General features: G+C 36.5%; 8 protein-coding genes and 1 pseudogene. 1 reads left to right on the top strand and 8 read right to left on the bottom strand.

Features of this window, described 5'->3' with window-relative positions:
* Positions 1 to 11: 11 nt before the first annotated feature.
* Positions 12 to 1,674, bottom strand: a pseudogene (gene ushA, locus H1X92_RS08195) (bifunctional UDP-sugar hydrolase/5'-nucleotidase UshA).
* Between the two features lie 873 nt (positions 1,675 to 2,547).
* Between ushA and ybaL the strand changes: the two are divergent.
* Positions 2,548 to 4,296 carry a YbaL family putative K(+) efflux transporter gene (gene ybaL, locus H1X92_RS08190; RefSeq protein ID WP_180559683.1) on the top strand — a complete coding sequence of 583 codons (1,749 nt, stop codon included), beginning with the start codon at positions 2,548 to 2,550 and terminating at the stop codon, positions 4,294 to 4,296.
* Between the two features lie 53 nt (positions 4,297 to 4,349).
* Here ybaL and H1X92_RS08185 read toward each other — a convergent pair whose 3' ends face one another.
* The 7 genes from H1X92_RS08185 to H1X92_RS08155 form a co-directional block, all read right to left on the bottom strand.
* Positions 4,350 to 5,657: an inosine/guanosine kinase gene (locus H1X92_RS08185; RefSeq protein ID WP_180559720.1), complete on the bottom strand. Its 1,308-nt coding sequence runs from the start codon at positions 5,655 to 5,657 to the stop codon at positions 4,350 to 4,352.
* A gap of 98 nt (positions 5,658 to 5,755) precedes the next feature.
* Positions 5,756 to 6,889: an LPS O-antigen length regulator Wzz(fepE) gene (gene wzz(fepE) / locus H1X92_RS08180; protein WP_180559682.1), complete on the bottom strand. Its 1,134-nt coding sequence runs from the start codon at positions 6,887 to 6,889 to the stop codon at positions 5,756 to 5,758.
* A 634-nt stretch (positions 6,890 to 7,523) separates the two neighbouring features.
* Complete coding sequence (gene hemH / locus H1X92_RS08175; RefSeq protein WP_180559681.1) at positions 7,524 to 8,486, bottom strand: ferrochelatase; 963 nt, start codon at positions 8,484 to 8,486, stop codon at positions 7,524 to 7,526.
* A 135-nt stretch (positions 8,487 to 8,621) separates the two neighbouring features.
* Complete coding sequence (adk, locus tag H1X92_RS08170) at positions 8,622 to 9,266, bottom strand: adenylate kinase (RefSeq protein WP_180559680.1); 645 nt, start codon at positions 9,264 to 9,266, stop codon at positions 8,622 to 8,624.
* Positions 9,267 to 9,452: 186 nt separating this feature from the next.
* Positions 9,453 to 11,327, bottom strand: coding sequence for a molecular chaperone HtpG (gene htpG, locus H1X92_RS08165; RefSeq protein ID WP_180559679.1), 1,875 nt, complete (start codon positions 11,325 to 11,327; stop codon positions 9,453 to 9,455).
* A gap of 190 nt (positions 11,328 to 11,517) precedes the next feature.
* Positions 11,518 to 12,123 carry a recombination mediator RecR gene (gene recR, locus H1X92_RS08160; protein ID WP_180559678.1) on the bottom strand — a complete coding sequence of 202 codons (606 nt, stop codon included), beginning with the start codon at positions 12,121 to 12,123 and terminating at the stop codon, positions 11,518 to 11,520.
* Positions 12,123 to 12,452, bottom strand: a complete 330-nt coding sequence (locus H1X92_RS08155; protein WP_180559719.1) for a YbaB/EbfC family nucleoid-associated protein — start codon at positions 12,450 to 12,452, stop codon at positions 12,123 to 12,125. The genes recR and H1X92_RS08155 overlap by 1 nt, the downstream gene beginning before the upstream one ends.
* Positions 12,453 to 12,465 lie beyond the last annotated feature (13 nt).

The following is a 12,465-nucleotide window of genomic DNA, read 5'->3' as shown; positions in this document are numbered from 1 at the left end:
TTCCGCTTTATTTAATGACTAATAATTTCTCTGCTAGGCGCATAATCAATAACTTTTAATGGTGCATGTTTTTCAATAAAATTCTTTAATACCTCAGCATCCACTAATCCTGTATTAACATAATTTGGATGATGATTAATTTTCGGGTAACCATCACCACCAAAAGCAATAAAATCTAATGTTGCCATACGATAATGCTTTTTATCATCTAATGGTTGACCGGCTATTTTAATATCTGTAATTGTACCATCTTTATGACGAATTAAACTGATATTATAGAATTGGGCATAAGCCCCCGAACCTGACGTCATACTAGCGACGGCTGCTAAATAGTTTTTCACTTCCTGAGCATTAAAATCAACATAGGCTATGTGATTAGCAAACGGTAAAACCTTAAGTACTTGTCGATAACTGATCTGACCTCGATCAATAGAATTACGGATCATGCCACTGCTCATAATGGCAAAATCGGCATTTACACGTTCCACTTGCGACGCTAAGATGAGACGCGCTAAATTAGTTTGGCCAAAACGAACCTTGTTGCGATCACCTTGTAATCTTCCATCAACAAAACCCAAATGGATATCTAATTGTTGACGACCTTTTGCTTGAAAAGGCGAGAGTAATTTCACCATATCAACATCAGGCGGAATTTCTTGCGTATAAAAAGTTAACTCTGTCGAACCATCTTGGTTAAGTCGTTTTTTCTTTAAATTGATAGGTATAAGTCGATAGCGTTTTAACATAAATTCGCCATTTTTAAATTCAAAATCAGCCCGCCCGACATATTTACCCCACTCATGAGCCTGCACAATCCAAGTCCCATTTTGGCGATCTGGTCTACATAATGTCCCAGGCACATAATCTACTTGTTTATAATTTTTCCGGTTAACGGACATACAAACTGGATCTTGTGAATGACCGCCCACTATCATATCCAGATAGCCTGTTGGTAAACTTCGCGCCATTTTAACATCGCCAGGCGCATTAGAACCATGTTCGCCATTGTTATAATGCCCCATATGGGTAGCAGCAATAATGATATCAGGCTTTTCATTAGCACGTAGAGATTGGATCACCATTTTCGCCTCATTGACAGGCGAACGAAATTCTATATCGGAAATTACCCTTGGGTTAGCTAACTTAACAGTATCGTCGGTAGTTAAACCAATAACGGCAATCTTGATGCCCTGTTGATTAAAAATTTGATAGGGTTTGAATAATCTCTGTCCGGTACTGGTTTGATAAATATTAGCTGACAAAAAAGGAAAAGTTGCCCATTGCTGTTGCTTGCGTAAAATCGTTAACGGCTTATCAAATTCATGATTACCAAGTACCATTGCATCATAACCAATCATATTCATGCCTTTAATATCTGGTTCAGCATCTTGCAAGTCGGATTCAGGCACACCAGTATTAATATCACCACCAGAAAGCAGTAAAACAATTCCCCCTCTTTTTGCCGCATCATGACGAATTTTTGCAACTAATGTTTTTTGCGCCGCTAAACCATATTCTCCGTTTTTGTTATGCCAAAAATGACCATGATGATCATTAGTGTGTAATATCGTGATGGAATAGATTTTTTTTTTGCCATGCAATTGCGGTTGAACTTAATAACAACCATAAAAATAGAATTAACCCACTCAGGGAAGTCTTAAGTGACAATCGCATATCAATCTCCAGTATTCAAATCTATACCCAATGTATTTCATCGAGCAATTTTTTTTATATCCCTAACTATTTTATTATTCTTTCAATATTTTATTTGATTATTACCACATAAATTGTCCTAGTTATTACGCAAGATTAAAAATATTGCTATTCATACTCTCAATTGGATAACAATATAGAGACTGAATCGCGATTATAAAAGAAATAGTGGCTATTGATTATTTTAATTCCATTAATCTACTGAAAAACATAATAAAATCACATAAAGCTTATTTTATAATTAATTTTATTTTTGCCAAAAATGATGATAAGAGCGACCATCGGAGCGATAAGTAATCAATTTATTTTGATTTTTACAATTTTTTTTATCTTATTAGCATAAATAACTACTATACTTGTTATTTAATACACCATTTTGCTATTTATATCCAAAATACAAAAGTATCAAGCTTGTAATGCATAATGTAGCAATGCTTGATAAATACGCTTTGGCATTAACCTTTGGAGACAATTGCAATCAATCCAACATTAACAATGTATATTACAAATAAAGCGTATTGAATTAATTAGTTCAATCTGAATTTTTCATCATTATCATTTTGTTTTATCCTATCATTACCAAATATGAATAAAAAAAAGAATAATAGTTTATATTATAATATATTATAAAATAATAAATTATAGTTATAATGGTTAATATGATTATTTGCTGGGTATTTTTATTAAAAAAACAACCTGTTCTTTTCTTTTTTATCGTTAACCGCTTTTTTATTATTTTAACGTGATTTTTTTAGCGCTTTTTTAGTTTATAGCAGATAAAATAAGCTTGAATTTTACATGACGTATTTTGTCATTCAAAAAAGAGGAGATTTAATGGATCATTCAGCATCATCCCTCATCACAACAATTGTTGGTGGTTTAGCTCTTGCCTATCTGTTTGGTATGATTGCACAACGGCTAAGAATATCACCGTTAGTCGGCTATTTGCTGGCCGGTGTTCTTATTGGTCCATTTACACCAGGCTTTGTTGCAAATACAAATTTAGCCAGCGAACTTGCTGAAATTGGTGTTATATTATTGATGTTTGGTGTTGGTTTACATTTTTCCTTAAAAGATCTTTTAGCCGTAAAATCGATTGCTATTCCTGGTGCTATCGCTCAAATAATTACCGCGACCTTATTAGGTCTTGGTTTAGCCATACTATTTGGCTGGGGATTATTTGCTGGAATTGTTTTTGGTCTTTGTCTCTCGACAGCTAGTACAGTAGTACTGTTGAGGACATTAGAAGAACGTCAACTTATCGATAGTAAACGAGGACGCATTGCCATCGGCTGGTTGATTGTCGAAGATTTAGTCATGGTATTGACACTAGTATTGCTCCCCGCAATTGCCGGTATTGTCGATAGCAATAATGCCAGTTTTAATGAGCTAGCTATTAAATTAACCTTTACCGTTGGTAAAGTCGCTATTTTTATTATCATTACTCTTTTCATGGGCCGCCAACTTATTCCATGGATGCTAGCCCGTACTGCGGCAACCGGTTCTCGAGAATTATTTACACTAGCAGTTTTAGTATTAGCGCTCGGTATTGCCTATGCTGCAGTAACGCTATTTAATGCTTCTTTTGCCCTAGGTGCATTTTTCGCTGGCATGATCTTAAATGAATCTGAATTAAGCCATCGAGCCGCCCAAGATACACTCCCCTTGCGAGATGCCTTTGCGGTTCTGTTCTTTGTATCAGTTGGTATGCTTCTCGATCCTATCATATTGATAGAACAGTCACTCGCTATATTGGCGGTTTTAGCGATCATTACTATTGGTAAATCACTCGCCGCATTACTGTTAGTGAGACTATTTGGTCATAGCCGTCGTACCGCCTTAACTATCGCGATAAGTCTGGCACAAATTGGTGAATTCTCTTTCATCCTAGCCGGAATGGGGATTGCACTCAATGTATTTGATAGTCAAGCACCAAACCTGGTTTTGGCTGGTGCAATCGCCTCTATTATGATTAATCCATTGCTCTTTAGCTTACTTGACCGTTATCTGAAGAAAACAGAAACAACAGAAGAAGAATTATTAGCAGAAACACAAGAAGAAGTTGCCCAAATTCCTGTCGATATTTGCGGTCATGCCATTATTGTTGGTTATGGTCGTGTTGGCACCATTCTGGCGGAAAAATTACGTCAAAAAGATATCCCGCTAGTCGTTATTGAAAATACCCGTGCCCGATTTGAAGAATTAGCCAAAAATGGCTTCCGCTCATTAATTGGCAATGCTGTAAACAAAGCATTAATGAAACTGGCTCGCATAGATTGTGCGCAAACACTGTTACTAACCATTCCAAATGGTTATGAAGCAGGACAAATTGTCGAGAAAGCTAGATTATTAAACCCTGACATTACAATTATCGTGCGTGCCCATTATGATGATGAAGTTAGATATATTCGTGAACGTGGTGCAAATCATATCGTTGTTGGTGAACATGAAATTGCCAAAACCATGGCGCATTTCCTAGCTAAAAAGAAAACAAGCGACTGTGTCATTGACAATCATGAAGATAATTTATTATCAGGCACTAAAGATTTAGATAAATACTTAAAACCTGATGCTTCTAACTAGCCGATAAAAATAAATCAGGGGGAAATATAAGCTTTCTCCCGATTTTAATTAAATTACCGTTCCCAATAAGATTCCTCTAAACTATCCTCTTTTTCAGGCAAACTGCGCGTTAAACGCGGTGAATGCTGAATAAGCACCTGATAACTCACTCTATTAGCATATTTACACACCTGTGCTAAGGAAGAATATGTCAGAAAGGGCAGAAAATGTTTTTTTGAATTGGGAATATTTAAGCGATGAAAACGATTGGCGGTAATATCGTGTAATAATGCTGACAGAGCACCATCCCCGGCTCCATTGGTATTCATAATTTTGTCTGGCCCACCCATATAAGGCTCAATATGTGAGTAGATCTTAAAAGGAAGTTGACAATCTTTTTTTCTCATTGCCCGGCTAAATTCATAACGATTGAATTGCTTAATAGCACCAGATAACAGAGGATGTTGAGTTTTTCTTTTATAAGTCGATTCGGTAAAGCCTGCCATGTACAGTCCGTCAACACCGGCGGTACAAAGAGCCAGATCAACCCAATCAAGCACCTTGTCGGCAGCTAATAAGGGATCGTTAAACCCTGTCAACTCAAACGCTTCTTCTTCATTCATTGCCACAACAGAAACATATTTAGCGATAAAATCCTGCCAAAAGGCAGGATCATCGGCAATAACAAATTTAGTACCCATGGTTAGCACCACTGGCACATCATGTTTTTTGGCATATTCTATTGCTTGAATGGTTGCTGCTGGCATCGGTTCACCTGACCGACAACGGACAAGATAAGCAGTAATAACCAGAGCTGATGCTCCTGCAATAATTTGCTCAGGGATGCTCTCAGGACGCAATTGGTTCATTAACCCAGGACTAATTGCAAATGTCCGCTCACCATTTTCCGTAATTAAGGTAAAACAGCGACCAATCGGACCATTAACACCTTGTAAATAATTTAAATCCATCCGGCTGGAAGTATGGCATAGATAACGATAGGCATAACTGCCAATTTGAATGTTATTGCACATCGTACCCAGCAACACAGATCTATTATCAGCTAATAAAGAGTAATTATGTAAAGTATTCCCTATCGTACCACCAGCAAACTCATGGCTAATAAGATTTTTCTCTGTTAACTCACGATAAAGTTTTTCAGCCATCGCATCTTCAATAACTAAAGAGTGCCCCTGGCTGAGTTGATAACGCTGAATGAAATCATCATCAACTTTCGCTTCAATATCAACCAGAGTTTGGTCAATACCAACAATATAAGCATGATCGCCTGCGCTATTGATTAACTCTTGACTGGATAATAAGGGATCTCGAAGACTAACAGGAAAATAGTGCTTGGACTTACGTTGACCAGGGAATTTCATAATAGGTATGATTAGTATTAACGAAAGAAGCAAGTCTAACATAATTAACATCATTGAGCAGCAGGAAAATCGCCTGCTGCTTATTTAAAATTATCACCTCAGACTTTTTGCTTGCGGTTATTTACCATATGGCGTAACAAAACATAAATACAACCGAAAATTAAACCAGCTATTCCAGCTAATACTAGCATATACGTTCGGTTGGGTGCCTGTTTAGCAATGGGTAGAGTTGGCTTTTGCATATATTTTACCGGTTGGAACCAAATATCTTTCGTATCTAATGCCTGTAATTGTTGGATATATTGTTGACTACTTAACAAGTCAGGATTCGATAATGACAGATCATTAGCCTTTTCAATAATAGCCAATTTTTTAGCTAATGCTTCTGAACCTAATGCAATAGGATAATCTGGATCATCTTGAATAAAGTTATGCGTAGTTGAAACCGGTTTTTTCAAACCAACCGATTGTGCTATAGCTAATGAATTTTTCAGCCGCTGAATCGCAACCCGATTCGCATTTTCCAAAGTTGCCAGCTCGATAGCATATTTACCTTTAGCATAAACAAGTTGTTGCGCTATTTTTTCATTTAACTCCGCTTTAATTTCTTGCCGTACATTCGATCCAATATAACGCAGATAATCAGACAATAAATTCTGTGCATCTTGAGCCGTTGCGGCAGTAAATCCTATGCTTGCTTCTATCAACTGCTCTTGCATATTAGTAATATTATTAACTGCACTATTACTAAAAGTGATTTTGCCAACCGTAATATCATTTTTCATATCACGTAAAAGCTGCTGTTCCCTTTCTAACGAATGTGACTCTGTGGATTTAACTAACCGTTGAAAATAGTCGCTACTTTTTAGAAAATTTTCCTGTAACAACTGAGAACGATAAGCGTCAAGAAATTTTGTATAAATTTGCTGAGCATCAATATTTGTTTCAACATCCAGTACTTTTAACTGACTAAGGAATTCATTCAGCTTAAACATTTCTTGAGCAGTAGGTTGAACAACTATGGCTTCACTTTTCCATTTTTGCGGAGAAAATAGCGTCCAGCAAAAAATGGCAGCGGTAAAAACCACAACAAACATAATAAGCAACAATTTAGATTTATAGAGAATAGAAAATAGTTCAAATAAATCGATTTCATCATCTTGTTTTATCTTAGCCGAATAAAAAGATGGATCGATCTCAGAGGTTGCATCCAATAATTGTCTATTTGTCATAATTTAAAGTTTCTAACCGTCATATTGTTAACAATTAATCACAAATATTCATCTATCTCTATCTTATACAGACTTGAATAGTTAAATAATCAAATAATTCTCATTAATCAAGAAAAGTTTAGCCATAATATTCTACATTTCCAACCTTAATAAAACACACAAATCACATTTATCAACAATATTCTCATTTTTACAACTATGATATTTAAAGCCAGTAAAATGCCACAAACTATTTAACAAAAACCAATAACATATTAATCTTTCTAAAAAATAAGAATAAATAATAAAAAATATTTAAACAATACAAATATCACATAAATCATTTACCACCTTAGACAGCAATAATAATCTATATTACCAGTTTAAATATATAATTTTACAATTATTAGATAAAATTAACGATCTCAAACAAGTTATTACAGTGAAATTTCAAATTTATGATAGTGTTATAATCACTAAAGTAACTTTTAATTTTATCTAGATTCCCTTCAAATAATTACTAATCTTAATTCCACTACTCACATAAAATAGTTAGAAATTATTTTAGTTTTATATTAATTAAACATAATATGCTTATTTAGAGTGTTTTAATAAAAATAGTTTTTATTTAAAAACTTAAAATTGATAAATGAGTCTATAACCTATCTGTGATTAATTCGGCCATTAACTGAATATGATTATTTGAAGCATTAAGTGCAGGTATGTATTGATACTTTTCGCCACCAGCAGCATAAAATAATTTTTTATTTTGCACCGCGATCTCCTCTAGAGTTTCCAGACAATCGACTGAAAAACCCGGACATAACAGTTGAACATGCTTAACACCACTCTTTGCTAAGCTTGCTAAGGTAACGTATGTGTAAGGTGTAAGCCAGGGTTCACGCCCAAAACGTGACTGATAAGTCATGATAATTTTATCAGCCGGAAAATCAATTAATTCACTAAATAAACGGGTTGTCAACTCGCATTGTTGCGGATAAATATCACCTGTTTCTGCATAACGTTGAGGGATACCATGATAAGAAAGTAATAACCGATCAGGTTTCCCATACTGTGCAAAACTTAATTCAACCGACTTTTTTAATGCCTCAATATAATAAGGATGATCGGCATAACTACGAATAAAGTGAAGCCCGGGTATGGTTCGATATTTTTTTAATGCTCGACTAATCGCATCAAACACTGACGCAGTGGTTGAACAAGAATATTGCGGATAAAGCGGCAATACAATAATATTTTCAACCTGCTGAATTAATAGTTTGTCAATCGCATCTGCAACAGAAGGTGAACCATAACTCATACCTAATTCCACAGGAATAGTGGGTAGTTGTTTTGCCAGTGCAGCCTGCTGTTGCAAACTATAACTTAGCAATGGAGAACCCGCTTCTGTCCAAATTGATTGATATAATCTAGCAACTTTTGGCGAGCGTAATGGTAAAATCACTAAATGTAATAACGGTTTCCAAATTATCCTCGAAATATCAATAACTCTTACATCACTAAGAAACTCTGCCAAAAAACGTTTCACCGCCGCTGGCGTCGGTGCATCAGGCGTCCCTAAGTTAACTAATAAAACACCATACTTCTTAATGCGCATGCCAATTGGCTCCATTTTATTTACTGCTAACTATTTATAACCTTATCATAACTTATCAAATATATTTACTCCTATTAATTAGCAATAAATAAAAAATAGGCACCCAAATCGGATGCCTATTTAATCAACTAACAATTAACCTAAAATTTTAGCCAACTCTTCACTGACTTCAGTCACTTTACGGGTACCATCCAATTTAAAGTACTTGGTATGAGCGGCGGCAGCTTCTTGCCGATAATAAGCAATCAAAGGCTCAGTTAACTGATGATACTCCACTAACCGTTTACGGACAGTTTCTTCTTGATCATCTTTGCGAATACTTAATTCTTCACCGGTAACATCATCTTTGTTGGCTATTTTGGGTGGATTAAATTTAATATGATAAACACGCCCCGAAGCCGTATGAACGCGACGACCAACAATGCGTTCAACAATAATTTTATCCGGTACATCAAATTCCAATACATAATCCACCACAATACCCGCATTTTTCATTGCGTCTGCTTGTGGAATAGTGCGGGGAAACCCATCCAGTAAGAAGCCGTTTCGGCAATCATCCTGTGCAATACGCTGTTTAACTAAAGCAATAACTAATTCATCAGTAACAAGCTTACCACTATCCATTAATTCTTTCGCTTTTAAACCCAACTCTGTACCTGCCTTTACAGCAGCACGTAGCATATCACCGGTAGAAATTTGTGGAATACCATACTTTTCCATGATGAATTGTGCCTGAGTCCCCTTACCTGCGCCTGGCGCGCCGAGCAGAATAATACGCATTGCGTAAACCCCTTGCTATTTCATTTTTATATTTTGAAAGAAAAGTTACCTTATCATTAGGCATATATATAACTTAAGAAAACAGATAACCAATGAATAATCAAATTATTTTCGTTAAAAAAACAAACCACGTCTTGAAATAACTAAAACGTGGTTTTATAAACAACCTGGTTAATTAAATAAATTTTAGCCCAAAAGTAACTTATTAATACGACGAATAAATTGATTAGGATCTTCCAGGCTACCCTGTTCAACAAACAATGCCTGATCTAATAATACTTCTATCCACTCAGAAAATAAGCCATCATCTGTTAGTTCTGTCGCTTTTTTAACTAATGGATGCTCAGGATTAAGTTCAAAATTATATTTTATTTCCGGTGCTGATTGACCCACCGCGGCAAAAAGTTTTGCCATCTGCGTACTCATATCATTCGCATCCGTCGTCACGATTGCCGGCGTATCGGTTAAACGATGTGTTAACTTCACCTCCTTCACCCGCTCGCCTAATAATTTTTTTACTCGCTCAACGAAAGGCTCCAGTTTTTTATCTGTCTCTTCTTGCTCTTTCTTATCTTCATCAGCCAGTTTTTCAAGTGACTCATCTGTCTTACTAACAGATTGAAAAGATTTGCCTGCAAATTCTGGCAAATAGTTCATCATCCACTCATCAATCCGATCAGATAATAATAAAACCTCAATTCCTTTTTTACGGAATAGTTCTAAATGTGGGCTATTTTTCGCAGCAGCATAACTATCTGCGGTAATGTAATAAATTTTTTCCTGCCCCTCAATCATTCGACTAACATAATCTTCTAAAGAAACATTCTGTAAATTACTCTCATTATGCGTTGATGCAAAGCGTAATAATTTAGTGATCCCTTCTTTATTGGTGGTATCTTCCGCAGGACCCTCTTTCAGCACTAGTCCAAATTCCTGCCAGAATTGTTGATACTGTTCAGGTTCATTTTTGGCTAATTTTTCTAACATCTGTAATGCGCGTTTAGTTAATGCACTACGCAAACTACGAGTGATATCACTATCTTGTAAAATTTCACGTGAAACATTTAATGGTAAGTCATTGGAATCAACTAACCCACGGACGAAACGTAGGTAATTGGGCATAAACTGTTCAGCTTCATCCATGATAAAAACACGATGAACATAAAGCTTTAAACCATGTTTATTATCACGATTCCATAAATCAAAAGGCGCTTTAGTTGGTATATAAAGTAGGCTAGTATACTCTTGCTTACCCTCTACCCGATTATGGCTCCATATTAGAGGATCCGCATAATCATGGGAAACATGCTTATAAAACTCTTTATATTCTTCAGCCGTAATATCGTTTTTGTTACGTGTCCATAGTGCCTGGGCTTTATTAATTTTTTCCCAAATAACCGTATCATCTTCTTCGTTCTTGGCTTCAATTTCCACTGGCAAGGCAATATGATCTGAATATTTGCTAATCACCGAACGTAAACGCCAGTTATCTAAGAATTCCGTTTGGTCTTCACGTAAATGTAAGGTAATTTCAGTACCCCGCTCTGCTTTTTCAATATCAGCAACGGTATATTCACCCTCACCCTGAGATTGCCAGAAAACCCCTTTATCGGCGGCCATACCCGCTGCTCGCGAACGCACGGTCACTTTATCTGCAACAATAAAAGCTGAATAGAAACCAACACCAAACTGACCGATTAATGGGCTATCTTTCGCTTGTTCGTTACCTAAAGACTGTAAAAAAGCCTTCGTACCAGATTTAGCAATAGTACCTAAATTATCAATAACCTCTTCGCGCGTCATGCCAATACCGTTATCACTAATGGTTAAGTTTTTTTTGTCTTTATCAACAGCAATTCTAACTCTTAAGTCACCATCATTTTCATAAAGATCTGATTGTGAAAGTGCCTTAAAGCGTAATTTATCCGCTGCATCAGATGCGTTTGAAATCAGCTCGCGTAAAAAGATTTCTTTATTGGAATAAAGAGAATGGATCATCAATTGCAATAACTGTTTTACTTCTGATTGAAATCCACGAGTTTCTTGTCCTTTCATACTCATTAAATAGCCTCAATTTTAGAATAATTTTATTGGGTTGAATGGTTATGAAACTCAGATGGGGATATAAATTGAAAATTTCAAGTTCACCGCCGTCAAAACAGTATTGACAGCCGATACAGTTAACTTTTTCATAAAAAATAAGCAGAGTTTTTAACCTCTGCATAGGTTTATTGATATTAGATTTATACTATCAATAATTAATTTTCTGACGGCCAATGATTGAATGTGACAAAGTTGTTCCGTCAACCATTTCAAGCTCACCACCAACCGGAATACCATGAGCAATACGGCTGGCCATCACCTCATATTGAGCACATATACCAGCAATATAGTTGGCCGTTGCTTCCCCTTCAATTGTTGGGTTGGTCGCCAAGATCACTTCTGATACCGTCTCAGTCGCTAGTTTATCGGCTAAGCTATCAAGGCCAATATCCTTAGGTCCAATACCATCTAATGGCGACAGATGGCCCATCAAAACAAAATAACGCCCAGCAAACTGCCCTGTTTGTTCAATGGCATAAATATCGGCCGGACTTTCAACCACACATATTTGGCCCGTTTGTTGACGCCTCGGATTAGTACAAATAGAACAGTAATCTTTTTCAGTAAATGTTCGACAACCCTGACAATGGCCGATCTCAGACATTGCACGTGTCAACGCCTGAGCCAATTGCATGCCACCACTACGATCACGTTGCAGAAGATGAAAAGCCATACGTTGCGCCGATTTTGGCCCTACACCAGGTAAACAGCGTAGCGCTTCCATTAAAGATTCAAGCAGGGGACTCGTTTGCATCAAGATGGCATCTTAAAGCCTGGAGGTAATTGCATGCCATTGGAGATATTGGCCATTTTTTCTTTTTGTGCTTCTTCTATACGGCGCGCAGCATCATTAAATGCGGCCGCAATAAGATCTTCTAACATATCTTTATCATCTGCCATCAAACTAGGATCAATTTCAACCCGGCGGCAATTATGTGCACCATTAATAGTTACTTTAACAAGTCCTGCACCAGATTCGCCGGTAACTTCCATGTTAGCAATCTCTTCTTGTACTTTCTGCATCTTTTCTTGCATTTGCTGAGCCTGCTTCATCAGGTTACCCAGCCCACCTTTACCAAACATAATATTTCTCTCT

It is taken from the genome of Arsenophonus endosymbiont of Apis mellifera, assembly GCF_903968575.1.
Lineage (GTDB): Bacteria > Pseudomonadota > Gammaproteobacteria > Enterobacterales > Enterobacteriaceae > Arsenophonus > Arsenophonus apicola.
The sequence above is the reverse complement of the archived record's forward strand: the minus strand, read 5'-3'. Positions and strand labels throughout refer to the sequence as shown.